The sequence below is a fragment of the Kaistella yananensis genome (assembly GCF_026107505.2).
GTDB classification, from domain to species: Bacteria; Bacteroidota; Bacteroidia; order Flavobacteriales; family Weeksellaceae; genus Kaistella; species Kaistella yananensis.
Genome location: NZ_JAPCHZ010000004.1, coordinates 295,971 through 320,332, shown reverse-complemented (window position 1 = coordinate 320,332; position 24,362 = coordinate 295,971). Strand labels below are relative to the sequence as shown.

The window sequence follows — 24,362 nt, the reverse complement described above, 5'->3', positions numbered from 1 at the left end:
CAAAATAAACGTCCCTGCGGAAAGGGACGCTTATCAAACATTAACATTTAAATAATAAAACTACTATGGTAAAAGAACTTTGTCGATGGCATGAATTACACCATTGCTGCACTGTACATCTGTTGCTATTACATTTGAAACTCTGTTGTTAGCATCTGTAATTTTCACTCCTCCAGTGGTTGTAATTTTAAAAGTACCGCCCTGGAAAGTCGTAACATTCATATTATTTGTAATATCGGTAGATAAAACATTTGCTCCGGCAACTACATGATATTTAAGGACATTCTCTAAAGTTGCTGCAGGTACGGCGGCCAGGTTCGGAAGGTTCAGCTCGGTTAGCAAAGAGCTAAAAGCAGCATTAGTAGGAGCAAAAACGGTAAAAGGTGAATTGGTTGTCCCGCTGAGGATTCCCGCAAAATCAGGCATATCGTTTCTCGTAAGTGCGGATACAAGCGATGAAAAATTAGGATTTGCAAGCGCATGGGTTACTACCGTGGGCAAACCGATGACTTTATCAACTTTGTGAATTACTCCGTTACTTGCTGTGATATCGGTCTTGGTTACCGTTGATATTCCATTGATTTTAACCCCAGATGCGGTATTAATAAACATACTGAGATTTTTAGAAGAAGAAGCATTTCCTTTGGCTAATGTGGAGACATAGCCTGTAGTTACCTGTGCTGCCATCACTTTATTAGAAAGCACATGGTTTAGGAGAATTTCTTTTAATGCGGCATTCGGAACATCATTGAGATTCGCAAAACCATTATCAGCAAGAAATTGCGTGAATGCTGCATTAGAAGGTGCAAATACCGTGAAACTTCCGGATGCTCTTAAGGTAGAAGCCAATCCTGCTTTATCAATGGCTGCCTTCAAATTAGAAAGGTCTGCATCCATCGATGCCAATTCATAAATAGTATTTGGTGTTTCAACATCATCTCGGCTCTCATCGCACGAGACGAATAAAAAACTGAATAAAAGCACAAAGGCTGAAAGTTTAAATAATTTTTTCATAATAATATATTTTTTTGTTGGTGTAAAAATAGTAAATTATAATACTAAATATAATACTTTAGAATATAAATATACTATATAAGTTATTGACGATATTATTACAAAAAAAAACACCCAAATAATCAGGTGTTTGTGTATTCAAAATATATTTAAGAAAAAAGCTCATCATCAACCAAGTTCGGGAGCGTAACTTTGAGATCAGGCTCCAGTTCCATAGCTCTTTTAATGGCGAACAATGCGCCTTCGTTCCTGGCCCAGCTTCTTCGGGAAATTCCGTTGTTAACATCCCAAAAGAGCATCGATTTTAATCTTCGGTCGGCATCGTCGCTTCCGTCGAGCAACATACCGAAACCACCGTTGATTACTTCTCCCCAACCTACGCCACCACCGTTATGAATCGAAACCCATGTCGCCCCACGGAAACTGTCGCCAATCACGTTATGAATAGCCATATCAGCTGTAAATCTAGAACCGTCATAGATGTTGGATGTTTCGCGGTAAGGAGAATCAGTTCCGGAAACATCGTGATGGTCACGACCCAAAACTACCGGTCCTATCTCTCCTTTTTTAATGGCTTTATTAAAGGCTTCCGCAATTTTTATTCGACCTTCTGCATCGGCATAGAGAATTCGTGCCTGTGAACCTACTACCAGTCTGTTTTCCTGTGCACCTTTAATCCACTTTATATTATCTGCCATTTGTTGCTGAATTTCCTCTGGAGAATTCTGCATAATCTCTTCTAAAATCTTCGAAGCAATTTCGTCTGTTTTCTGTAAATCTCCAGGCTTGCCGCTGGTACACACCCAACGGAACGGTCCAAAACCATAATCAAAACACATCGGTCCCATAATATCCTGCACGTAGCTCGGATATTTAAATTCTCTTCCCAAGGTTGGGTTTTCTGCCATTACATCAGCTCCGGCACGGCTTGCTTCCAATAAAAACGCATTACCGTAATCGAAGAAATAGGTACCTTTTTCAGTATGTTTATTAATGGCCGCTGCATGTTTTCTTAAACTCTCCTGAACATTTTGTTTAAATAATTCAGGATTTTCTGCCATCATTTTGTTGGATTCTTCAAAACTTTGCCCTACAGGATAATAACCTCCAGCCCATGGATTGTGCAGTGAAGTCTGATCGGATCCGATGTCGATTTTCAAGCCTGCTTCTCCAAATTTTTCCCAAACTTCCACCACGTTTCCGAGGTAAGCTAAAGAAACTGTTTCCTTATTTTCCTGAGCGTTACGAACCCTCTGTACTAAGTTATCAAGATTTTCATGGATTTCATCGATCCATTTCTGTTCATGGCGAATTTTAGTAATTTTTGGATTCACTTCGGCACAAACCGTGATACACCCAGCTATATTTCCGGCTTTTGGCTGTGCACCAGACATTCCGCCCAAACCTGAGGTAACGAAGAGTCCGCCCTTCGGTGATTTATTAATTTTTCTGAAAGCATTTAACACCGTAATGGTAGTACCATGCACAATTCCCTGGGGACCGATATACATATAACTTCCTGCCGTCATTTGTCCGTATTGGGTTACGCCAAGCGCATTGAATTTTTCCCAATCGTCGGATTTTGAATAATTCGGAATCATCATTCCATTGGTCACCACGACTCTCGGCGCTTCTTTATGACTCGGGAAAAGACCCATGGGATGACCGGAATACATCACCAAAGTCTGCTCATCGGTCATTTCCGAAAGGTATTTCATCGTAAGAAGATACTGCGCCCAATTGCTGAACACTGCACCGTTTCCACCATAAGTTATAAGTTCGTGCGGATGTTGGGCCACGGCATAATCCAGGTTGTTCTGAATCATCAGCATAATGGCTTTTGCCTGTTCAGATTTGCCGGGATATTCAGGAATCGGTCTGGCTTTCATTTCATAATCCGGACGGAAACGGTACATATAAATTCGCCCAAACTTTTTCAGTTCATCACGAAACTCCGGCAAAAGTTCGGCATGGAATTTCGGATCAAAGTAGCGCAAAGCATTTCTCAGTGCGAGTTTTTCTTCTTCTTCACTAAGAATTTCCTTGCGTTTTGGTGCGTGATTGATTTGAGGTTCAAAAGGTTTTGGCTGTGGAAGTTCAGAGGGAATTCCCTGTTGTATTTGCTGCTGAAAGGTCATTGTAATTCTTACTTTGTTTGAAAGTTTTAAAGATATTCAATTTCGAAAATACAATCCAAAGAAATCGATGCAAAAAAAACCGCCATTGAGGCGGTAGTCTATATATGAGTGTGTAATCCTTTAACGAAGTACATCGTCATTGGTCTCCTCGTGATTATCTTCATTATCGCTGAGACTGTAATAATTGTTTTCTTCATCTTCTGATCCGATGTTTTCCATTGCATCATCAGCAGTTGTTCCGGGAATATCCAGCCCGTCATCCAAACTTTTCTGTGTATTGTCTTCATTAAGAACAGGATTTCCGTCTCCATCTAATGGAATTTTCTCCTGCTTATTAAAAATGTCATTTTCAGGACTGTAATTCATTTGTTCGAGTTTTGCATCCTGTTCTGATTTGTTATTTTCTGGCGCCATAATCGTGTATTTTATGATTAAACTGAAGTTATTATTTTAAACTTCTTCTCCTAACTGTTGATTTTTATTATTCTCCCAGGCATCATCATAAGCTTTTTGCTGATTTTCCCAGGCCGTTGGCGGAATTGCATTTTCGGCATCTTTTACCAAATTTTCCTTCGTCATTTCAGGATTACGGATATCTTTAAGCCGGGTTAATGATTCCTGACCGTTATTTTCAATAGCAGGATTTTGGTCAACAGTATTTTTGATATTTTTAAATCCTTCAGAGTCTTTTATTTTATTTTGATCCATGATTTCAAATATTAGCGTTCTTTTTTAAAATACTCAAATATTATTCCGAAACAAAATCAGTATATTGAACAATGAATTTAAACTTCCTCAAAAAGCCTTTTCGGAAAGCTTTTTTTGACCGAAATTTTACGGCAATTCTAAAAAATCTTTTAAATTTATTATTAAATTTGCGCACATTCTTATTATGGAAAAAAATACAAAAACAACCCCGCCCAAGGCGTCTGCACCAAATAAAACCCTTTCTAAGCCCCGTATATTTTTTGGAGTTCTTTTCGTTCTCCTTTCTGTAGTTCTTACGTTTTCTTTCGTTTCTTACCTGCTGAACTGGAAAGCCGACCAAAGCCAGGCCGGAACGATGCTGGATAAAACTGTGCAATCCTCGAATATTTTCGGGAAGATTGGTGACTGGCTGGGCAATTTTTTTATTTTTGAAAGTATTGGGATTGCAGCATTTGCCGTAGCTTTTCTGTTTTTTGTTGTGGGAATGTTAATTTTCAAGAAAAATTATTTCAAGCCGTGGAAAACCATCGGTCATTCCCTGTTTTTTATTTGCTGGCTGCCGATTTTCATGGGCGCTATTACCAAAGGACAGGGTGTTTTGAGTGGCGTTTACGGATTTCAAATTATGGATTTCCTATTATCAGTCATCGGATCTGCCGGACTTTGGCTGGTGCTTTTGGTAAGTATTGCACTGTATTTTGTGCTTGAATTCAATTTAAATCCATCCAATGTAAAAGCGAAACTCAATGATTTAAACGAAAATACGGTTGGAAGGGTAAAAGCCATGATGCCCAACTCGTCTGAAAATTTCGAGGCGGATGAAGAGCTTGAGGAACTTGCGGCGGATGACACAGAAAATCAAGCTACACAGAATATAAAAACAGTTTCCACCCCTGCAGAAATTCCGGTTAAAGGTTTTCCTGAGGTTGAAATCAGTAATGATTTTGAAACCATCAAAACTCCTAACAAAACATCATTTGATGATGGGGAACCTTCTAAAATTACTGTTACCGAAAGTGTTGGGAATTCTTTGAATTTAAGCCCAGTTTCAACAACAGAAATTCCCTCAGCTGCAAAATCCGATGAGATTGATTTTAAAGTTGAAGTTGCCAAAACAGTAGATATTCTGGATGAATCTGATAAGAAATCGCAGGAACTTGTGGACAAGCACGGGCTGTATGACCATAAACTTGAATTGGCAAAATTCCAGATGCCTACCATCGATTTGCTGAGAGATTACGGCAACGAAGAAATTTCGATCAACAGGGACGAATTAGAGGAAAACAAGAACAAAATTGTCGGTTTGCTGAAAAACTTCAATGTGGGAATCGCTGAAATTAAAGCAACCGTAGGGTCTACCGTAACATTATATGAAATCGTTCCGGAAGCCGGAATCCGCGTAGCTTCCATTAAAAAACTTCAGGATGACATCGCATTGAATCTTTCAGCTTTGGGAATCCGCATTATTGCGCCAATGCCGGGAAAAGGTACAATTGGGATTGAAGTTCCGCGAAAAAATCCTTCAATGGTGTCAATGCGCAGTGTGATAAATAGCCAAAAATTTCAGAATACGGATATGGATTTGCCTGTAGTTTTCGGGAAAACGATTTCCAACGAAATTTTCATGGCAGATTTAGCAAAAATGCCGCATTTACTTATGGCTGGTGCAACCGGTCAGGGTAAATCTGTAGGTATCAACGCTATTCTTACTTCCCTGCTTTATAAAAAACACCCGAGCGAGCTCAAATTCGTTATGGTTGACCCGAAAAAAGTAGAACTTTCTCTCTATTCAAAAATCGAAAGGCATTATCTGGCAAAATTACCGGATGGTGACGACGCTATTATCACCGACACCCATAAAGTGATAAACACGCTCAATTCACTTTGTATTGAAATGGATCAGCGTTATGATTTGCTCAAAAATGCCTTCTGTAAAAACTTAAAAGAATACAATAAGAAATTCACCGAAAGAAAACTCAATCCTGAAAACGGACACCGTTATCTTCCATATATTGTTCTGGTAGTAGATGAATTTGCAGATCTTATTATGACTGCGGGGAAAGAAGTGGAGCTGCCAATCGCACGACTTGCGCAGCTGGCGAGAGCAGTAGGAATTCACCTTATTGTGGCGACCCAAAGACCTTCGGTAAATGTTATTACGGGGATGATTAAAGCAAACTTCCCTGCGAGAGCGGCTTTCCGGGTGATTTCCAGCGTAGATTCCAGAACCATTCTAGATTCTCCAGGTGCAGATCAGCTCATCGGAAAGGGCGATATGCTGTATTTCAACGGAAATGAAATCCTGCGTCTTCAATGCGCGTTTGTAGATACTCCGGAAGTTGAAAAAATTGCAGAATTTATCGGTGAACAGAAAGGTTATGCAAGTGCCTTCATGCTACCGGAATATACCAGCGAAGAATCTACTTCAAATGTTGGTGCTTTTGACCCGAACGAAAAAGATGCACTTTTTGAAGATGCTGCGAGAATTATTGTTTCCACCCAACAAGGTTCCACTTCGATGCTTCAGCGGCAGCTGAAACTTGGTTATAACAGAGCCGGAAGAATTATGGACCAGCTTGAAGCAAGCGGTATTGTAGGCGGTTTCAACGGAGCCAAGGCGAGGGAAGTGCAGATTAGCGACTTAAATTCTTTGGAACAGTTTTTGGAAGAATTGCGCAAATAGGGTGAAACTTTAAACAATGGTTTAACTTTATTTTAAAATTTTAATCCAAAAAATAAAAAAAGAATGAAAAGCATATTGAAAAAAATTACTCTTGGATTGTTTACACTCGCTACAGCGGCAAGTTTTTCTGCACAGAAAATCGATGCAAAAGCTAAAAGTTTATTAGATGCCGTTGCGCAGAATTATAAATCGAAGAACAATGTTTATTTTAAATTTGTTTACGGCACCGGAACAAGTAAAACCGTAACCAAGACAGAACCCGGAATCTTCTACTCTGCCAAAGACAAATACAAACTGAAAATTATGGGTACCGAGCAGATTTTCGACGGAAATAAGATTTATAACATTTCAGAAGAAGATCAGGAAATTACCGTTGCAAAACCAACAGGAAATGAGCAGATGTTTTCACCTCTGAATTATATTGGTGAATACAAAAAAGGCTACACCGTAAAATATCTGGGAAAAAAGACGGTAAACGGCGTAAAAGCTGATCAGATCAAATTAATCCCGACAACTAAAAACGGCATTAAAGAAGTTAACCTCTTTATTAATGATGCTAAGAAACAGATTGTGAAACTCGAGCAGTTTTCTACAGACAATTCGGTTTCGGTGATTGCAATCAGCGATTATAAAGTGAACCAGACTTTGAGCAGCAACATGTTTAGTTTTGATAAAAATGATTATAAAAACTATATCTATACTGAACTTTAATTTTTTTTTAAAAATTTCAAAAGCCCTCTTTAAAACAGAGGGCTTTTTTTTGAAGCCATCAATCCTAAATTCTGTGATTTTTTTTGGTAAATTTGACGCATGATAAAAAAGCTCGACGGCTACGTCATTAAAACTTTCTTCGGTCCGTTTATTTTTATTTTCAGTGTGCTGTTTTTCATTTTTGTGGTAAACATCATCTGGATCCGGCTGTCGCAGTTTACCGGAAAAGGGCTGAGTTACTGGGAAATTCTCCGTCTCCTCTCCTATCTTTCCGCCATCGTTGTGCAGCTTGTGTTGCCTTTAACGATACTTCTATCATCAATCATGACCTTTGGGGATTTTGGGGAACGGTATGAACTGGCCGCGATGAAAGCCGCAGGAATTTCTTTGACCCGAATTATGCTTCCGCTGTTTTTTGTTTCCGTAATATTTTCGATGTTTCTTTTTCTGTTTTCAAACAATGTGATCCCCGATTTTCAGCGGAAAGCTAAAAATATGCTCTATAATATTGCGGCAACAAAACCTGCTCTGAATTTTACGCCCGGTCAGTTTATCCAGCAAATTCCAGGGTACAGTGTAAAATTTGATAAAATTACGGGCGAAAACGGAGAGAATCTCGAAGGGGTTTTTATCCATAAAATGGCTAATTCTTATGAAAACCAGCAGTCGATTGTTGCTGAAAAAGGGAAATTTGTGCAGGCCGACAACCGTAATTACTTAAAATTGGTGCTTTTTAACGGTCATATTTTTGAAGATAATCTGGGTAATGTAAGCTACGAACAGCGATTGAAACAGCCAGATCAGGCCATAAAATTTGATACCCTTGTTTCTCATTTCAATATTTCAGATATCATCAATAAAGCAATTGAGTCTGAAAAAATTACTGATGACTACTCGTTCCAGAATTTTATAGAACTGAATTCAACCATTGAAGCGGCAAAAAAAGAAAACGATGTAGTTCTCGGAAATATCAGCAATGAATTGATTAATCAAACCAACAGTTTTGTAAGTTATATTGATAAGACCAAACCGAAGAAAGCAGTACTTCCAACGCCAAAAATCGACACGATGCAGCAGAAAAAGAAGCTGGAGCTACTCTATTCTGCTTTTAATAAAATTGAAAGTGTAAAGCAGCTGAACATTAATAAAGTTGAACAAATCCAGGGCTTACATGCCTACTTTTCACGAATCATTATTTACCAGCAACGGATTTTTGCTTATTCAGTAACATGTTTAATTTTCTTCTTAATCGGTGCAAGTTTGGGATCTATCATTAGGAAAGGAGGCCTGGGACTTCCGGTAGTTATTGCCATCGTGGTATTTATTATTTTCTACGTGCTGAATCTCTCTGTAGAAAATATGGCGTGGTCCGGAAAAATGGATCCTTATCTGGCAGCCTGGTTACCGAATATGGTGCTGTTTCCTTTTGGCGCGTGGCTTACCTACAAGGCACTTACAGATTCTCAACTCTTTGATATCGAGAAATACAAAAGCCTCTTCAAGCCGATTATTACTATATTTTCTAAGAATAAGGAACACGAAAGGTACCGTTAATACAATAAAAAAACCGCAACTGATTATTGTTGCGGTTTTTATTTATTTAAAATATTTGGTAATTGCTTCGTCTGTTGGTTTTGTAGTACTTACAAAACTGTCGATCAGTTTTCCGTTTTCATCGAGCAAAAACTTTGTAAAATTCCAGAGGATGGTGGTATTTTTTACACCGTTTAAATTCTTATCTGTTAAGTATTTGAAGATTGGTGCGGTATCATCTCCCTTTACTGAAACTTTTGCGGCAATGGGGAATGTAACTCCATAGTTTTTCTGGCAAAAAGCGCCAATCTCTTCATTGGTTCCCGGCTCCTGGCCGCCGAAATTATTCGCTGGAAAACCTACCACAACCAGTTGGTCTGCATATTCTTTAGAAATTTTTTCCAGATCTGCGTATTGCGGCGTAAAACCACATTCCGAAGCCGTGTTTACAATCAGGATTTTCTTTCCTTTGAAATCAGCAAAATTTATTTCTTTGCCGTCTCCACTTTCAACTTTATAATCGTAAATGCTTTTCATGGCGAGATTTTTATCTTGTGAAACTTCTTTTTTCTGTTGGCTGCAACTCTGTATGAAAGCCGCAAATGATAACAGCATGATGAATATTTTTTTCATAATTAAATTTTTAAATTGTTTATTTAAAATTTAAAAGTATTTGCAGGAAGAACTTTATTGGTTTCAATCTTGTTGAGCAAAATAACATAATCGCTGTCTTTTTTAGGCGAAGACGATTCAATCCTGAATGGCATCATTAAACTTCCAACCTTTCTGTAATCGCTGTAAATTATGGATTCGTCACTTTTCACTTCCTTTATCAACATATAAGATTTCGAATCGAAAAAGTATAGGGTTTTGTTTACGTTTTTAATCAATTCAACCTTGTGGCATAAAATTTCGCCTACTTTCTCCTTACCCAGATAATTGGCTTCAAATCCTTTGCTTTCCCAATCAATAAAATCGGTATCAAAACTTTCTGCAACATAATTCGGGTATTCCTGAAGTTTGTTGGTTGCGTAGTTCATCGCATATCCTTTTTTACCATCGTAACCTTCAATTGCGGTTTCTTTTTTATTAATGGTAATCACCGTTTTGGTAAGGTTGGGTCTTTCCTGAAAAATCTTTATCGGATAATGGTCGTTAATCCCCAATGTGAGTCTTCCCTGTAACGTGATTGAATTTAATAATTTCCAATTTGTTAAACCTCCGGAAAGTTCTATATTTTTTTCTATGATTTCTTTTGCGGTTTGTGCGGAGACAATTCCGCTCATCAACATGATGAATACTAAAAATATCTTTCTCATTAATCGGTCTGTTTGTTTTTCAAATATATACTTTTTGAATTTAAGCGATTTTTGCACTTAATCCTGCTGTCCTAAAATCGCTCTCGCTTTCTCCAAATCCTCAGGAACATCGATTCCTACACCTATAAAATCTGTTTCAATCATTTTAATCTTCATTCCATATTCTAGATAACGGATACATTCTATTTTTTCTGAAATTTCCAGTGGTTTCATAGGAAGTTTCGCAAAATTGAGGAGCGCGTTTTTCCTGAAAGCATAAACGCCGATATGCTTGAAATATTCTACATCCCGATGAATTTCTCTTGGATAAGGAATCACCGCACGGCTGAAATAAAGCGCAAAACCTTCGTAATCTGTAATAACTTTTACGTTGTTCGGGTTTCCTATTTCATCTGTATTTTTCAGTTTAATTTTTAGGGAAGCCAAAGAAATTTTCTCTTCGGAATCGTCATTAAAAACCGAAATCAACTGTTGTAAAGGTTCTGTTTTCAGAAAAGGTTCATCCCCCTGAACATTGACTACAATGTCGCAATCGATGTTTTGTACTGCTTCCGCAATTCGGTCGCTGCCGGTTTCATGCTGCCACGTCATTACTGCCTTTCCGCCATTTTTAATGATTTCATCAAAAATAATTTCAGAATCTGTTGCCACGAAAACTTCATCGAACAAACCGGTCTCCAAAACATTCTGATAAGTCGTAGAAATAACGGTTTTTTCGCCTAAAATCTGCATCAGTTTGCCGGGAAATCGGCTGGCTTCATAACGTGCGGGAATAACGGCGATTATTTTCATCGGTTAAGACAGTTTTGAAAGTGCATTTTCTAATCGCGGTAACATTCTTTTAATTTCGTCTGAGGATAAACCACCTGCGGAAGCCCTGAACCACGGCATATCACGAGAATTTCCGAATGCTGAAAATGGCACGAGTGCAACACCAGCCTCATTGATCAGGTAAAATACAAGGTCAGAAGAATCTGAAATCTGTGAGCCATCAGGTTTTGTTTTTCCTAAATAATCAAGCTTAATGGTAAGATAGAGTGCGCCCATTGGTTTGATGCTGTCGACCAGAAACCCACGGGATTTCATATCCTGAATGCCGGTATGGAGAATTTTTAAACTTTCAGCGATTTTACCTTTAAAGTCTTTTACAAACAAATCGACGTTTTGTGTTTCGCCTAAAAATACCGAAACGGCCTGCTGCTCGGGTTTTGGTGCCCAGGCACCGATGTGACCGAGCAGTGATTTCATTTTATCAATAATTTCCGTAGGACCAAAACTCCAGCCTACTCTGACTCCCGTTGCCGCAAAAGATTTTGAAGTTCCGTCGATAAAAACGGTGTATTTCTTCATTTCCGGTAAAAGAGAAACCGGATTGAAATGCTCTTCATCAAAAGTAAGCATCGCGTAAATCTGATCATACATCAGATAAAGCGGTTTTTCATTCTCATCGCGTTTTTTATTCTCTTCCAGAACAAGTTCACAAATTTCGGTGAGCTGATCTTTAGTAAACATTGTTCCGGTCGGATTCAGCGGAGAACATAAAGCCAGCAGAACTGCACCTTCCAAATGAGGTTTTAATTCTTCTGCAGTCGGCAAAAAGTTATTGGACTGAGACGTTTCAACTTCAATTTTTTCAGCGTGAGTCAAATAGGCATAATGGTTGTTGTTCCACGAAGGAATTGGATAAACCACTTTATCACCTTCATCAACAATCGTTTTGAAAGTAGCATAAATTAAAGGTCTGGAGCCGCCTGCCAATAAAATTTCATTTGCGGAATATTCAAGATTCCAGCGATTTTTTAAATCTTGGGAAACAGCTTTTCTCAGAGACAAAAGGCCGTTTGCCGGCGGATAATTGGTCAGGTTATTTTGGTAAGCCTTTTGAATTTCTTCTTTCAGTCTTGCGGGAATCGGGTAAATATTGGCATCCAAATCACCGATTGTAAGATTGGCGATCTCGGCGCCTTGCGTTTTCAGATCATTTACCTGATTACCAATTTTAATAATTTCTGAACCTATAAGATTTTGGGCGAGTTTTGATACTTTCATATGATTGCTCAATTAGTTAATTTAATTTTTGAGTTTTAAAGCTTTAAATCTGCTTTTACCTGATTAATTTTCTGTTCTAAAACAACAAGCTTTTCACGGAAATCCTGCTCAGAAGCGATTGAATCCTTCACAGAAACATAAAATTTAATTTTCGGTTCTGTTCCGGAAGGTCTTACGCAGACTTTGGTTCCGTCTTGTGTGTAATAAATAAGTACGTTAGATTTGGGAATTCCGTCCATTACAGATTTTTTGCTGTCGGTAATATTCAGCGAAGTCTGTTCATGATAATCTCTAACTTCAACTACTTTGGAACCTGCAATTTCTGCCGGAGGATTTTCACGGAAATCTGTCATCATCTGTTTTATTTCTTCAGCACCCGTTCTTCCTTTTCTTACCACATTAATTAAACCTTCGTAGTACATGCCGATTTCTTTGTAAATATCGATCAGATACTGGTACATTGTTTTTCCGTTCGCTTTGCACCACGCTGCAATTTCGCAGGCCAGCAGGATTGAGCCGCATGAATCTTTGTCGCGCACGAAATCTCCGGTCATAAAACCGAAACTTTCTTCCCCTCCACAAACGAATTTTTCCTGACCTTCGGCATCACGAATCATTTTACCGATCCACTTGAAACCTGTTAACCCGATTTTACATTCCACACCGAATTTTTGAGCGATATCAATGAAAATATCAGAAGTTACAATCGTAGATCCAATAAATTCTTTACCGGTAATTTTCCCGGCTTTTTTCCACTGGTCCAAAATATAATAGGTTAGAATGGTATTGGTCTGGTTTCCGTTAAGCAACTGAATCTCACCTTCCAGATTTCTTACGGCAATTCCCAATCGGTCGCCATCCGGATCTGTTCCGATAACAATATCGCCGTTGGTGATTCGTGCTAAATCCATTGCCATTTCAAGGGCCGCGGGTTCTTCAGGATTCGGAGATTCAACCGTTGGGAAATTCCCGCTTGGAATCATCTGTTCGCGAACAAGGTCAACTTTTGTGAAACCAGCCTTTTTCAAAGCCTGAGGAACGGTTTTATAAGTGGTTCCGTGAATGGAAGTGAAAACAATATTTAAATTGTCGTATCCGGTTTTATCTTTCTGATAAAGCGAATTTTCCATGCAGGCATTGATATAAACATCATCCTGTTCTTCGCCGATCCATTCAATTAAATCATCGTTTCCGTTGAATTTAATATCCTCAAATTTTGTAGCATAGACTTCTTTAATAATGTTTTCGTCATCAGGCGGAACAATCTGCGCTCCGTCATTCCAATATACTTTGTAACCGTTGTATTCAGGCGGATTGTGAGACGCGGTAAGAACGATTCCTGCATTACATTTTTTGTCGCGAACGGTGAAAGAAAGTTCAGGAGTCGGACGGTGTTCTTTGAAAAGTAAAACCTTAATTCCGTTGGCTGTAAGCACATCTGCGCACATTTTCCCGAATTCTTTGGAATTGTTACGTACATCATAAGCGATCGCCACCTTAATTTCCTGATCAGGAAACTGAGAATGAAGATAATTTGCCAAACCCTGAGTGGCCTGACCAAGCGTGTATTTGTTGAGTCGGTTGGTGCCAACTCCCATAATTCCGCGCATTCCGCCGGTTCCGAATTCTAATTCCCGGTAAAAAGAATCTTCAAGATCATCAGAATTTGTATCGATCCAGGTTCGGATGGTATTTTTTGTTTCTTCGTCGAAAGTGTCTGTAAGCCAGAGTTTTGCTTTTTCTAAAGTTGTCATCTTTTTTATATTTGATAGCGTTTATATTATTTTATCTGGAGCTAATCCATTTTTTTGTTCTGTACGGTGGCTGTTTTATCAATAGTAAATGCGCGGATCGGATCATTATAATACACCATTTTCGCCGTGTTTTTTATATCTTCCTTTAATGAATCCTTTACATTTACTTCCGCATAATTTCCGTTTTTAGAATCAATGTTCAGATTTTCAATAATCCAGTAAGGAGCGATAATGCTTGCCGTATCCGAAATTTTCAGCACGGCATCTTTTGTATTGCCTAAGAAGTTTGCGCGGCTTTTTCCCGTCATATCCACTTCTGCCCGGCGGGAATTTACGGATCCAATAAATTTACCATTATTTTTTAAATTCAGCCGAAAGTTGTCGGTTTTAATTTCGCTTGATATGTTCATTTCGACTGAATCTGCGATCGAAACCATTTCTAAATTATATTTGGAATAAACGGTAATATTATAAAAGTCAACGCCTTTTGTCTTACGTTTCTCTTCGATAGTCAGCGTTTTGTCTTTGACTTTAATTTTCAGGTTATTTAAAATGTTCGGGTAGGTTTCCACATTCACAAAACTGCTGTCACTTTTGATATAAAACAGCCGAAACTTCCCTTCAAGATTAAGATTTACAAATTCTTCGAGCGGGATATTTTTGTTTTCTATATTTCCTTTCGGAGAGATTTCGCCACAGGACATAACAGAAAAAGCAAGGAGTAAAATAAACAGGTTTTTCATTTGATTAAATGACTTCGTCGATATTATAATTTTTGTGTTCGCGGTTGGTTCTGATGATCATTTCACCCAAAAATCCTGCAATGAAGAGTAGTGTACCGAGAATCATCATCGTTAAAGCAATGAAAAACCAGGCATTATTGGTCAGCAAATGACCATAAATTCCTCTGGAAACATCAATTAATTTTGAAACTCCCAGCCAGAAAGCAGATAAAAATCCTACGATAAACATCAACGTTCCTACGGCGCCAAAAAAGTGCATCGGTCTACCACCAAAACGGCTTACAAACCAAAGGGTAATTAAATCCAGAAATCCACGAACAAAACGTTCTGTACCGAATTTTGATGTTCCGTACGGTCGTGCCTGATGCTGTACTTCTTTCTCTGTAATTTTTCGGAAACCCGCATTGGCAGCCAGAACCGGAATATACCGGTGCATATCACCGTAAACATCAATTGATTTTACAACTTGCTTTTTATAGGCCTTTAATCCACAGTTGAAATCGTGAAGTTCGACACCGGAAACTTTTCTGGCCGCTGCATTAAAGAGCTTTGACGGAAGATTTTTTGTCATTACATTATCAAAACGTTTCTTTTTCCAGCCCGAAACAATGTCGTAATCTTCTTCCTTTACCATTCTGTACAGCTCCGGAATTTCTTCAGGAAAATCCTGAAGATCAGCATCCATGGTAATTACCACTTCACCCTGTGCTTTTTCAAAAGCTGCATGAAGTGCCTGCGATTTCCCGTAATTTCTGGAGAATTTAATCCCGTGAATCTGAGGGAACTGAACTTTCATATTTTCGATGATGCTCCACGAAAGATCGGTGCTTCCGTCGTCTACAAACCAAATTTCATAGGAAAGATTTGCGGTGGTGCAGACGCTGTGAATTCTTGAAAACAATTCTTCAAGGGAATCTTCTTCATTCAGAAGAGGTATGATGATGGATAAATTCATTTAAGTTGTTGAAATTATAGATTCAAAGTGAAAAATTTTTAATGGTTTTCTATTCAATTCTGCTTCTAAAGAAACTGGCAAAAAAGACAGATAAAATTACGTAAAAAACCATGATTGCCGCGAAATAATACGTAAACTGCCGGAACGAAAACATGTCTTTATCCTTAATCATTTCCTGGGAAAAACTTTTCAGGCGATCTTGGTATTTCTTTTCGAGTTCAGCCTTCTCTTCTTGTTTATCCAGGGCACTTTTTGCTTTTTCGTATTCGTTGTTGAGTTCTGTTTTCTGCCTTTCGATGTACTGATAGTTCAATAAATCTTTGGCATCTTTATCCATGAAATTCAGGAAAAGAAACATGCTGATAACCGAAAGCAAACCACCGATAAACATGGGTTTGAAAGCACGCCCAAAAACTGCCCGAAAACCCATCGGAACGCCTTCTTTTTTTGCAGCATTTACGGATAAAAATGCCCCTGCAACATACACTGCGGGAAGCAAAAATGCATTTAAAAGCATCGAATTGCTGAAATAATCAACATTCATCCCGAAAAAATACATCGAAAAGAAAATAAGCATTGTTGCAATAAACAGCAGAAAACCAACACCATAAACATTTTTAACCATAAGAGATTTTATAAATTTTGAATTTTTTTTATTTTGAATTTTGAATTTTAATTTAAAGCCTTATCTTTGCACCGGCAAGTCCTACACAACCAGCTCCTGTGAATCCTCCAGGGTGGGAACGCAGCAAAGGTAAACGGTTGTAGCGGTGTGATGTAGATCGCTTGCCATTTTTTTATGCCTTAATTTCAAATATTTCTCCCAACTTAGGCAATATCAACTCCACTCCTTTTTCTTCAAAAATTCTCAAAGCTTCGTCGTGATTTATCGCAATAGGCGGAAATGTATCGAAATGGCAGCCGATTACTTTCTTTGTTTTTAAGAGTTCAGCAGCAGCAAAACTTGCCTTTCTTGCACACATCGTATAATGCGAACCCACCGGTAAGATCGCAAGAGCTATTTCTCCGAATAACTGTGGGAAAAGTGCCATGTCAGCCATTACGCCTGTATCACCCGCGAAATAGATGTTTTTTCCGGGAAATCTGAACATATAACCACAAGGTTCACCGCCATAAGCTCCATCTGGAAAACTCGACGTATGCGAAGCCGGAACCATAGAAATCTTCATATCATCAAACTTAGCAGAACCGCCAAAATTAATGTCGATGGAATTTGGATGGTTAAAATAGCCACAGATTTCTGGCTGGGCGATGATTTGTGCTTCCGGATGATGATGTAAAACTTCTTTCACATCTGCGGTATGGTCTCCGTGTGCATGCGTAATCAACACATAATCAATTTTTTGCGCTGTAATATCAAATCTAGATTTTTCTTTCTGGAAATTATAAAATGGATCGCTAAGAATATTTTTACCGTTATAATTGAACAAAAAGCAGTTTTGTCCGAGGAACTGAATTTTCATTTTTTTTGATTTTAATTAAAATAGTTAAGTCCGAAAGCTACCAAAACACTCATGACGAGCGTAAAAATCCCTACCTGTTTAAGATATGGATCGAGTTCTTTTGGTTCTTTCGTCTGCATGATTTTTCTTCTAAGTGCCGTCATTGGAAATACGAGAATAAAAAAGATAAACGCGTAATAATTGCCCTGGGTATGCAGTCCGTTCATCATCATAAAAACCAACATCAGGATTAAAGGAAGCTGCAATAAAACGATTTCGTAAACCATTGCATATCTATAACCCATTCTCAGGGCAAGGGTCTTCTTTCCGCTGAGTGCATCGCTTTCGATATCGCGCATATTGTTGAGATTAAGGACTGCGGCGCTCATCATTCCGATAGCTGTTGCAGGTAAAAGCATGTCCCAGTGAAAAGTTTTTGTAAAAAGGAAGTAACTTCCACAAACAGAAACAAAACCAAAGAATACGAACACGAAAATATCTCCCAATCCTAAATATCCATACGGTTTTTTACCAACTGTATACCCTATTGCAGCCAAAATACACGCTACGCCGAGTCCTACAAAAGTGTAAAATTCGTTCATCAGATTTTCTCTGAAAAACGCCAGATACAAAAGTGCAACTGTCGCAATTAAAGACAATGCAGCAAAAAGAATTACGGCACTCTTCATTTGGTTTGCTGTGATTTTTCCGGAAGCTACTGCCCTTTGTTCAGCCTCGTTAATGCGTAACTTATCTGTGCCTTTAATCCCGTCTCCATAATCATTTGCAAAGTTTGAAAGAATCTGGTAGAGTAAGGTCACCAGCAGCGCCATTGCAAAAATCTGCCAGTCCCAGGTTCCTCCGTTTTCAAGAATCCGCCATCTTGCGATAAAAGAACCCATTATAATTCCGCTTATTGAAAGCGGCAAAGTGCGCAATCGTGCGGCTTGTATCCAATCCATCATAAATTTTCAGATTTTAAATTTTAAATTTTAAACTTTAGACAGTACAAATTTCCTGTCTAATCGATAATCTAAAAATCTATTTAAGAAATCCATTTATTTTCACCGAAATCGGGCTTTCTTTTTTCCAGGAATGCGTTTCTGCCTTCTTTGGCTTCTTCCGTCATGTAGGCAAGTCTTGTGGCTTCGCCGGCAAAAACCTGCTGTCCTACCATACCGTCGTCGGTTAGGTTCATTGCAAATTTCAGCATTCGGATCGACATTGGCGATTTTCCTAAAATCTCCTGCGCCCACTGATAAGACGTTTCTTCAAGTTCTGCGTGAGGAATTACAGCGTTAACCATTCCCATTGCTTCGGCTTCTCTGGCCGAATAATTTCTTCCTAAAAAGAAAATTTCGCGGGCTTTTTTCTGACCCACCATTTTTGCTAAATAAGCAGAACCGTAACCGCCATCAAAACTGGTAACATCGGCGTCGGTCTGTTTAAAGATTGCGTGTTCTTCACTGGCTAAAGTAAGGTCGCAAACAACGTGAAGTGAATGTCCGCCACCTACAGCCCAACCGTTTACAACAGCAATCACCACTTTGGGCATAAAACGGATTAAACGCTGAACTTCAAGAATATTCAAACGATGACGTCCATCTTCGCCTACATATCCCTGTTCGCCTCTGGCTTTCTGATCGCCGCCGCTACAAAATGCATGACCACCATCTTTCGGACTTGGACCTTCGCCGGTAAGCAACACCACGCCTACAGAAGGGTCTTCTGAAACGTGATAAAAAGCATCATATAATTCGGAGGTAGTTTTGGGACGGAAGGCGTTGCGTACTTCCGGTCTGTTAAAAGCGATTCTTGCTACAGCGCCACATTTTTTGTAGGTAATATCTTCGTATTCTTTTACGGTTTTCCAGTCAATCATTTTCTTGTAAAATTTGAGCCAAAGATAAGGAATTTATAAGGCAGCTCAAAAGGAAAACGCAGGGTTTTTGGATGGAGAAACATGAAAAAATTCACTGAATTTTATCGGGATTTTTTAGAGAAATATTTATTGAAACAGATAAGGTTTATTCTTCTCCGACTTCGTTATTTTCCTGAAGAATCTCAGCGGCAACTTCAAAATCTCTTTCATTAACAAGGAGAAAATAGTTTTGGGAAATCGGGAATACAGCAATATTGTTGACGTATTCGTTTTTAATATAACTGGGAATATCCCGTGAAGCGAGCTTGGTTTTGGCCAATTCGATTTCGTAAAGATATGATGACTGGAAAACGGGAACTAATGCTGACATTTCAATTTTTTGCTAAAAATAACATAATTAAACGGAAATTCTGTAAGAAAAACCGAATGAAGTTCTAGCCCTGATGGCAATGGAAATCCTTTTTTCAGGTTTCGGAGGCTTTGCTGACGCAACCTGAAAAAAGATTGTAATGAACAGCAGGTCGGGATTTCGGAAGTAGCCGAAATTTAGTTGCTCCTGAATAAAAACTAAGCAGATTTTTTCCTGTTAATGTACCAATAAACCGGCAGACCGAGCAAAATTAAAATAAAGCCAGGCCAGGTATATTGCGGTTTGAACCAGATGAGGAGGACGCAAAATGCAGTACCAATAATGAGATAAATTAATGGCGTAACGGGATAAAGCCAGGTTTTGTAAGGTCTTTCGATTCCAGGTTTTTTGATTCTTAAGTAGATCACGCCGAAAACCGTGATCATGTAAAACAGCACAATGACGAACGAAATCATATCGAGCAAATCGCCGTACTGCCCACTGAGCGCAAGAACTGAAGCCCAAATCCCCTGCATCCAGAGCGATTTTTCGGGAACATCGTTCCGGTTATTTGCAATGGCCTGTTTAAAAAACAATCCGTCTTTTGCCATGGTTTGAAATACCCGCGCGCCTGCTAACACCAATCCGTTGATACAGCCAAAAGTGGAAATCATCACCAAAACTGCCATAATTACGGTTCCAAGGTTTCCGAAAATGACTTCGGAAGCTGCAACTGCGGGACGGTTTTTATCGGCGAATGCAATGGCGTCGCGGTCGAGAGCATTCAGATAAACGAAATTCACCAACATATACAAAACCATCACCACAGAAGTTCCCAGAACCATTGATTTTACGACATTTTTCTTTGGATTTTCTATTTCTCCGGAAACGAAAGTTACGTTTTCCCAAGCTACTGAACTGAAAACCGAACCCACCATGGCAGCAGCGATTCCGCCAAGAAGCGTGATGCTTCCGATGGATTTCCAGCCGGTTGGCAAAAGATCATTTCCTACTTCTTTACCAAAATCTTGAAAACTGTTCCAGCCAAAACTCATGTTCGAAGCCCATTGAGAATCTTTCACGAAAAGAAATCCGAAAACAATAATTCCTAACAAAGAAACTATTTTGGAAGCTGTAAATAGGTTTTGAAGGAATTTGCCGTTTTTAACGCCTTTGGTGTTGATAAATGTAAGGAGCAGGATCACAACAATTGCTAAAATCTGAACCCAGGTAATCTTGAAAGTTCCGCTCTGGAAAATAGGATCTGAGTTATTAAGTGCGGGAATTAAATATGCTGTAAATTTCCCAAAAGCCATGGCTACAGCAGCAATTGTTCCGGTCTGGATGACAGTAAATAATCCCCAACCGTAAAGAAATCCAGTCATTTTACCAAAAATTTCGGTAATATAAGTGTATTGTCCGCCGGCTTTCGGAAACATTGCTGAGAGTTCACCATACGAAATTGCAGCAGCAACAGTCATAATTCCGGTAATGACCCAAACCGCTATCAGCCAGTAACCTGAGCCAAGGTTCCGCATCATATCGGAGCTTACAATAAATATTCCGCTGCCAATCATCGAACCCATTACGAGCATTGTGGCATCCCAAAGTTTGAGTTTTTTTTGCATAAAAATTTTCAGTTAATTGAAGTTTACCGTTTTTTCGACTTCCGGTAAATTCCAGTTTATTAAATTTACAAGGCAATAAATATATTGATTTTCTTTAACGGATTGCTTATTTAATTAAGATTTAATTATCTTTAGGCCCTAATTTTTGACTTAACAATATTACTCAGGTCCAAGTATTTGCTATTTTTGTAAAAATTTTTATCATGAAAAAAATCATTCTTTTATTGACCATTGTATTTTCAGCTGCATCATTTGCTCAGGAAGCAGAGAAAAAATCAGGTCCACCGGCCGGTAACGCTGCCATAGGTGATGTTTACGGAAGTCAGGTTTCTGCCAAAGCAGAACAAACTGCTATTTCTCCGAAAAAACTCGAAAAGAAACTGAAATCCAGCAAAAAACTCGAAAATGTTGCGGTAAAAGGTAAGGTTACCGATGTTTGTGATAAAAAAGGTTGTTGGTTAACGGTAGAAACCGATGATAACGAAAAGTTTTTTGTTAAGATGAAAGATTATGCATTCTTTGTCCCTACCGCCCTGAAAGGAAAAAATATAGTTTTGGAAGGCTCTGCAGAAACAAAGATTATCTCAGTTGATGAGCAGAAACATTATGCAGAAGATGCTAAAAAATCTCAGGCAGAAATTGACGCGATTACAAAACCACAGGAAGAAATCCGATTTGTAGCAAATGGAATTAAAGTGGTGAATTAATTTTCTGAAATAATATATGATAATGCGGAGTCTATTTCAGACTCCGTTTTTTATTCAATCCTAAAATCGACTTCAGCATCCAGCTTTGGAAATTTTCTTTCAGAGACAAAGGTTTTTCCGGTACAGTCGATCTCTTTCCAGCCTTTTTTAATACCTATATCGCCCACTTCCATTACAATGGGGACGAACGAAATTTCATCATCACCATTACGCAATTCTTCTCGATACTGCACGGCAATATCCAGAATACACTCAAAATCTGTATTCAGATTTACGTTTCTGTAAATAATGTCGTAATGAGTTTCTCTGTTTTCTGGAATTTTCTCATAGTTTTCCCAGTTTTCTGTAGCGCCTTTCAACTCTGCAATTGCTTTTAAGCCTTCATACAAAGCCAAAGTATAGTATTTTCTTGTGCCGAATCTTTTATAATCATCGATGAAATGTCCACCTTCAAAAAGAATGGTCGGTAAGCCTATTTTTGAAAAATTATCTCCCACAGAAGTCGGATAAAATTCATCTGAATAACGCGCAATCTGGTTCGGAATTAGCGGATTAAGATTCTCATAAATTCTTGAAATCACCGCCATCGCTTTTTTGCGGGTTTCATTGATTTCTCTCTGATGATTTACTGAAGGCGCCAAAAAAGATAATGTTGCAGGATTTTTACCATCTGTTGTGAAAATGGTTCGCTGCTCGTGAAGATTTAGGCCATATTGGTAATCTCCGTCTTCTGCAATTTTCTTAAGTATGGGAAATTCTTTACTGGAGAGTTTTAAAAAATCCCGGTTCATATCAATATCCAGCGCGTTTCTACGCGTCCACTTTTCAGAACCGTCGGGGTTAAGCATGAAAATAAAATCCAGCGCTATTTCAGAAAACAGGGTTTCCTTTAACTGTGGCTGATATTTGAAAATTTCAAGTAAATCGAGCATCGCATGGGTGGCATTCGACTCATTGCCATGCATCTGCGACCAGGCAAGCACTTTTACGGCGCCATTTCCCAATTTCATTTTATAAATAGGTTTACCTAAATAAGACTTACCAACTTCTGATATATAATTTCTGAAATTCTTCTGTAGGTAAAAAAATAATTTTTCCGGGGAAATATACCGGTTTGGGAAGTTAGGATTTTGTCGGTACTGCAGATTTTCTGGCATTATTTATTTTTTACAAGTTTCAAATTTAATTTTTTTTTTGCTAACTCAATAAATTAACTTTTGTAAATTTATTAAACAAGTCAAAATGTCAGTTTGTCTGTTGGTAATTTTGTGGATTGAATTTATTTTAATTAAAATATGTAAGTATCTAAAAATCAATATTTAAATAAAATCAAATAAAGTTTATTTTTAAAATCACTTTAATTGCTTAGTCGTGTGGAAAACTCCATTTGTAGGGAAAAAACATAAACACGACCAGTAGTTTTGGCTCGCTCTAAATTTAAGACTTTTCACAATTGTAAATTACATGAAAAATGATAAATTATGTATATTTGCCCTTTAAATTAAATATGAATAACGAAACAATTTTTCTCCTTGGATTTTTAGTATTTATCTTTTTTATCCTGGCTCTCGATTTAGGACTTCTTAAGAAAAGATCCGACACAATTTCCATGAAACAGGCCGGCCTGATGAGTTTTTTTGTGGTCGCACTGTCCATGTGCTTCTACTTTATCCTTATTACCTACGGTCACCTACTCCACGGGATCGACAGTATGTCGAAATTACAATCGGTTATCGCAGCACATCATCATCCGGTAAAAGTTATTCCCAATGATCTGGAACACAGCATACAGTTGTATAACCAGAATTTAGGTCTTGAATATTTAACAGGTTATGTTGTAGAGTACGCGCTTTCGGTAGACAATATATTTGTAATGGTTCTAATATTCGGTGCATTTGGAGTTGCCCAGAAGAATTACCACCGGGTGCTGTTTTGGGGAATTTTAGGAGCCATTGTAATGCGTTTTATCTTCATCTTTGTAGGCGCAGCGCTTATCGAAAAGTTCAGCTGGATTATGTACGTATTTGGGGCATTCTTGGTCTTTACAGGGATTAAGATGTTCTTTGATAAAGATGGCGACGATAAAATCGATACCCAAAATCACCCTGTCGTAAAGTTTGCCAAGAGGTTCTTTAAGGTGCATGATCATTTTGTAGGCAATAAGTTTTTCGTAACGATTGACGGGATTAAGAAGGTTACTCCCCTTTTTCTCGTACTTCTTATCATTGAAGCTACCGATTTAATCTTCGCTGTAGACAGTATTCCAGCCATATTTTCGGTTACTAAAGATCCTTATATTGTCTTTTTTTCCAATATTTTTGCAATTATCGGTCTCCGTTCCATGTTCTTTTTGCTTGCGGGAATTATCGACAGATTCAGGTTCCTGAAGGTAGGCTTATCGGTTCTATTGACATTTATAGGTCTGAAGATGTTAACCCACAGTTATCTGGAAGCCTGGGGATTCACCACCAGCCATTCCCTGATTATTATTGTAGGAATTTTAGGTTTAAGTATTTTATTCTCTCTTATTTTCCCTGAACGTAAAAAGGAAAGAAAGCTTAAGTTTGATCCGGAACATGAAGACAATTTACACAGGTAATCATGATTAAATATCATCTAACATATATGAAACCAGTACTTTATGTGCTGGTTTTACTTCTGTAAATAAATTAATTTTGTGTTCGTTTACTTTTGTTTATTCTTCTTATTGAATATTTATTTACATT

General features: G+C 38.3%; 23 protein-coding genes and 1 other RNA gene. 6 read left to right on the top strand and 18 right to left on the bottom strand.

The window, feature by feature from the left end:
* Window positions 1-63: 63 nt before the first annotated feature.
* From OK344_RS08470 to OK344_RS08455, 4 genes are all read right to left on the bottom strand, one after another.
* On the bottom strand, window positions 64-1,014 hold the full coding sequence (locus OK344_RS08470; protein WP_265144386.1) for a fasciclin domain-containing protein: 951 nt from the start codon (window positions 1,012-1,014) through the stop codon (window positions 64-66).
* 149 nt (window positions 1,015-1,163) lie between these two features.
* A complete protein-coding gene (gene hutU, locus OK344_RS08465; protein ID WP_265144385.1) occupies window positions 1,164-3,152 on the bottom strand; it encodes a urocanate hydratase in 1,989 nt (662 codons plus the stop codon).
* 120 nt (window positions 3,153-3,272) lie between these two features.
* A complete protein-coding gene (locus tag OK344_RS08460; protein ID WP_265144384.1) occupies window positions 3,273-3,566 on the bottom strand; it encodes a hypothetical protein in 294 nt (97 codons plus the stop codon).
* Window positions 3,567-3,602: 36 nt separating this feature from the next.
* Window positions 3,603-3,860 carry a hypothetical protein gene (locus OK344_RS08455; protein WP_265144383.1) on the bottom strand — a complete coding sequence of 86 codons (258 nt, stop codon included), beginning with the start codon at window positions 3,858-3,860 and terminating at the stop codon, window positions 3,603-3,605.
* A 184-nt stretch (window positions 3,861-4,044) separates the two neighbouring features.
* On the opposite strand from OK344_RS08455, the gene OK344_RS08450 reads away from it, so the two are divergent.
* From OK344_RS08450 to OK344_RS08440, 3 genes are all read left to right on the top strand, one after another.
* Entirely contained in the window at window positions 4,045-6,543 is a 2,499-nt protein-coding gene (locus OK344_RS08450) for an FtsK/SpoIIIE family DNA translocase (protein ID WP_265144382.1), read from the top strand.
* 63 nt (window positions 6,544-6,606) lie between these two features.
* On the top strand, window positions 6,607-7,254 hold the full coding sequence (lolA1, locus tag OK344_RS08445) for an outer membrane lipoprotein periplasmic chaperone LolA1 (RefSeq protein WP_265144381.1): 648 nt from the start codon (window positions 6,607-6,609) through the stop codon (window positions 7,252-7,254).
* A 99-nt stretch (window positions 7,255-7,353) separates the two neighbouring features.
* Window positions 7,354-8,808, top strand: a complete 1,455-nt coding sequence (locus OK344_RS08440; RefSeq protein ID WP_088469237.1) for an LptF/LptG family permease — start codon at window positions 7,354-7,356, stop codon at window positions 8,806-8,808.
* Window positions 8,809-8,850: 42 nt separating this feature from the next.
* On the opposite strand, the gene OK344_RS08435 is transcribed toward OK344_RS08440, so the two are convergent.
* Genes OK344_RS08435 through OK344_RS08400 form a run of 8 tightly spaced genes read right to left on the bottom strand, consistent with a single transcriptional unit; the run spans window position 8,851 to window position 16,232 of the window.
* Window positions 8,851-9,420 carry a glutathione peroxidase gene (locus tag OK344_RS08435; RefSeq protein WP_265144380.1) on the bottom strand — a complete coding sequence of 190 codons (570 nt, stop codon included), beginning with the start codon at window positions 9,418-9,420 and terminating at the stop codon, window positions 8,851-8,853.
* 23 nt (window positions 9,421-9,443) lie between these two features.
* Complete coding sequence (locus tag OK344_RS08430) at window positions 9,444-10,106, bottom strand: histidine kinase (RefSeq protein WP_265144379.1); 663 nt, start codon at window positions 10,104-10,106, stop codon at window positions 9,444-9,446.
* A 57-nt stretch (window positions 10,107-10,163) separates the two neighbouring features.
* Window positions 10,164-10,898: a 3-deoxy-manno-octulosonate cytidylyltransferase gene (gene kdsB / locus OK344_RS08425; RefSeq protein ID WP_265144378.1), complete on the bottom strand. Its 735-nt coding sequence runs from the start codon at window positions 10,896-10,898 to the stop codon at window positions 10,164-10,166.
* Between the two features lie 3 nt (window positions 10,899-10,901).
* Window positions 10,902-12,155, bottom strand: coding sequence for a pyridoxal phosphate-dependent aminotransferase (locus tag OK344_RS08420; protein ID WP_265144377.1), 1,254 nt, complete (start codon window positions 12,153-12,155; stop codon window positions 10,902-10,904).
* A gap of 35 nt (window positions 12,156-12,190) precedes the next feature.
* Window positions 12,191-13,909, bottom strand: a complete 1,719-nt coding sequence (locus OK344_RS08415) for a phospho-sugar mutase (RefSeq protein WP_265144376.1) — start codon at window positions 13,907-13,909, stop codon at window positions 12,191-12,193.
* 41 nt (window positions 13,910-13,950) lie between these two features.
* Window positions 13,951-14,652: a GIN domain-containing protein gene (locus OK344_RS08410; RefSeq protein ID WP_265144375.1), complete on the bottom strand. Its 702-nt coding sequence runs from the start codon at window positions 14,650-14,652 to the stop codon at window positions 13,951-13,953.
* Between the two features lie 4 nt (window positions 14,653-14,656).
* Complete coding sequence (locus OK344_RS08405; protein WP_265144374.1) at window positions 14,657-15,607, bottom strand: glycosyltransferase family 2 protein; 951 nt, start codon at window positions 15,605-15,607, stop codon at window positions 14,657-14,659.
* Between the two features lie 49 nt (window positions 15,608-15,656).
* Complete coding sequence (locus tag OK344_RS08400) at window positions 15,657-16,232, bottom strand: DUF4199 family protein (protein ID WP_265144373.1); 576 nt, start codon at window positions 16,230-16,232, stop codon at window positions 15,657-15,659.
* Window positions 16,233-16,304: 72 nt separating this feature from the next.
* Between OK344_RS08400 and ffs the strand changes: the two genes are divergently transcribed.
* An RNA gene (ffs, locus tag OK344_RS08395) (signal recognition particle sRNA small type) lies at window positions 16,305-16,402 on the top strand.
* A 2-nt stretch (window positions 16,403-16,404) separates the two neighbouring features.
* Here ffs and OK344_RS08390 read toward each other — a convergent pair.
* The 5 genes from OK344_RS08390 to OK344_RS08370 form a co-directional block, all read right to left on the bottom strand.
* The gene (locus tag OK344_RS08390) at window positions 16,405-17,091 is read right to left on the bottom strand and encodes a metal-dependent hydrolase (RefSeq protein WP_265144372.1); all 687 of its coding nucleotides are present in this window, start codon (window positions 17,089-17,091) and stop codon (window positions 16,405-16,407) included.
* A gap of 11 nt (window positions 17,092-17,102) precedes the next feature.
* Window positions 17,103-18,035: a 1,4-dihydroxy-2-naphthoate octaprenyltransferase gene (gene menA / locus OK344_RS08385; protein ID WP_265144371.1), complete on the bottom strand. Its 933-nt coding sequence runs from the start codon at window positions 18,033-18,035 to the stop codon at window positions 17,103-17,105.
* 80 nt (window positions 18,036-18,115) lie between these two features.
* Window positions 18,116-18,952: a 1,4-dihydroxy-2-naphthoyl-CoA synthase gene (locus tag OK344_RS08380; RefSeq protein WP_265144370.1), complete on the bottom strand. Its 837-nt coding sequence runs from the start codon at window positions 18,950-18,952 to the stop codon at window positions 18,116-18,118.
* A gap of 145 nt (window positions 18,953-19,097) precedes the next feature.
* Window positions 19,098-19,322, bottom strand: a complete 225-nt coding sequence (locus OK344_RS08375; RefSeq protein ID WP_265144369.1) for a putative signal transducing protein — start codon at window positions 19,320-19,322, stop codon at window positions 19,098-19,100.
* Window positions 19,323-19,519: 197 nt separating this feature from the next.
* A complete protein-coding gene (locus tag OK344_RS08370) occupies window positions 19,520-20,929 on the bottom strand; it encodes an APC family permease (protein WP_265144368.1) in 1,410 nt (469 codons plus the stop codon).
* A 203-nt stretch (window positions 20,930-21,132) separates the two neighbouring features.
* Here OK344_RS08370 and OK344_RS08365 point away from each other — a divergent pair, with 203 nt between their 5' ends.
* Window positions 21,133-21,636 carry a DUF4920 domain-containing protein gene (locus tag OK344_RS08365; RefSeq protein ID WP_265144367.1) on the top strand — a complete coding sequence of 168 codons (504 nt, stop codon included), beginning with the start codon at window positions 21,133-21,135 and terminating at the stop codon, window positions 21,634-21,636.
* A gap of 50 nt (window positions 21,637-21,686) precedes the next feature.
* Here OK344_RS08365 and OK344_RS08360 read toward each other — a convergent pair whose 3' ends face one another.
* A complete protein-coding gene (locus OK344_RS08360) occupies window positions 21,687-22,793 on the bottom strand; it encodes a M14 family zinc carboxypeptidase (RefSeq protein WP_265144366.1) in 1,107 nt (368 codons plus the stop codon).
* A gap of 350 nt (window positions 22,794-23,143) precedes the next feature.
* Here OK344_RS08360 and OK344_RS08355 point away from each other — a divergent pair, with 350 nt between their 5' ends.
* Window positions 23,144-24,235, top strand: coding sequence for a TerC family protein (locus OK344_RS08355; protein WP_265144365.1), 1,092 nt, complete (start codon window positions 23,144-23,146; stop codon window positions 24,233-24,235).
* Window positions 24,236-24,362 lie beyond the last annotated feature (127 nt).

Coding starts and splice junctions, on each gene's coding strand:
- OK344_RS08380 (WP_265144370.1), bottom strand. CDS start 18,952: ATGATTGACTGGAAAACCGTAAAAGAATACGAAGATATTACCTACAAA.
- OK344_RS08405 (WP_265144374.1), bottom strand. CDS start 15,607: ATGAATTTATCCATCATCATACCTCTTCTGAATGAAGAAGATTCCCTT.
- OK344_RS08390 (WP_265144372.1), bottom strand. CDS start 17,091: ATGAAAATTCAGTTCCTCGGACAAAACTGCTTTTTGTTCAATTATAAC.
- OK344_RS08450 (WP_265144382.1), top strand. CDS start 4,045: ATGGAAAAAAATACAAAAACAACCCCGCCCAAGGCGTCTGCACCAAAT.
- OK344_RS08455 (WP_265144383.1), bottom strand. CDS start 3,860: ATGGATCAAAATAAAATAAAAGACTCTGAAGGATTTAAAAATATCAAA.
- OK344_RS08400 (WP_265144373.1), bottom strand. CDS start 16,232: ATGGTTAAAAATGTTTATGGTGTTGGTTTTCTGCTGTTTATTGCAACA.
- hutU (WP_265144385.1), bottom strand. CDS start 3,152: ATGACCTTTCAGCAGCAAATACAACAGGGAATTCCCTCTGAACTTCCA.
- OK344_RS08460 (WP_265144384.1), bottom strand. CDS start 3,566: ATGGCGCCAGAAAATAACAAATCAGAACAGGATGCAAAACTCGAACAA.
- OK344_RS08435 (WP_265144380.1), bottom strand. CDS start 9,420: ATGAAAAAAATATTCATCATGCTGTTATCATTTGCGGCTTTCATACAG.
- menA (WP_265144371.1), bottom strand. CDS start 18,035: ATGATGGATTGGATACAAGCCGCACGATTGCGCACTTTGCCGCTTTCA.
- OK344_RS08410 (WP_265144375.1), bottom strand. CDS start 14,652: ATGAAAAACCTGTTTATTTTACTCCTTGCTTTTTCTGTTATGTCCTGT.
- OK344_RS08360 (WP_265144366.1), bottom strand. CDS start 22,793: ATGCCAGAAAATCTGCAGTACCGACAAAATCCTAACTTCCCAAACCGG.
- OK344_RS08470 (WP_265144386.1), bottom strand. CDS start 1,014: ATGAAAAAATTATTTAAACTTTCAGCCTTTGTGCTTTTATTCAGTTTT.
- lolA1 (WP_265144381.1), top strand. CDS start 6,607: ATGAAAAGCATATTGAAAAAAATTACTCTTGGATTGTTTACACTCGCT.
- OK344_RS08375 (WP_265144369.1), bottom strand. CDS start 19,322: ATGTCAGCATTAGTTCCCGTTTTCCAGTCATCATATCTTTACGAAATC.
- OK344_RS08415 (WP_265144376.1), bottom strand. CDS start 13,909: ATGACAACTTTAGAAAAAGCAAAACTCTGGCTTACAGACACTTTCGAC.
- OK344_RS08440 (WP_088469237.1), top strand. CDS start 7,354: ATGATAAAAAAGCTCGACGGCTACGTCATTAAAACTTTCTTCGGTCCG.
- OK344_RS08355 (WP_265144365.1), top strand. CDS start 23,144: ATGAATAACGAAACAATTTTTCTCCTTGGATTTTTAGTATTTATCTTT.
- OK344_RS08365 (WP_265144367.1), top strand. CDS start 21,133: ATGAAAAAAATCATTCTTTTATTGACCATTGTATTTTCAGCTGCATCA.
- kdsB (WP_265144378.1), bottom strand. CDS start 10,898: ATGAAAATAATCGCCGTTATTCCCGCACGTTATGAAGCCAGCCGATTT.
- OK344_RS08370 (WP_265144368.1), bottom strand. CDS start 20,929: ATGCAAAAAAAACTCAAACTTTGGGATGCCACAATGCTCGTAATGGGT.
- OK344_RS08430 (WP_265144379.1), bottom strand. CDS start 10,106: ATGAGAAAGATATTTTTAGTATTCATCATGTTGATGAGCGGAATTGTC.
- OK344_RS08420 (WP_265144377.1), bottom strand. CDS start 12,155: ATGAAAGTATCAAAACTCGCCCAAAATCTTATAGGTTCAGAAATTATT.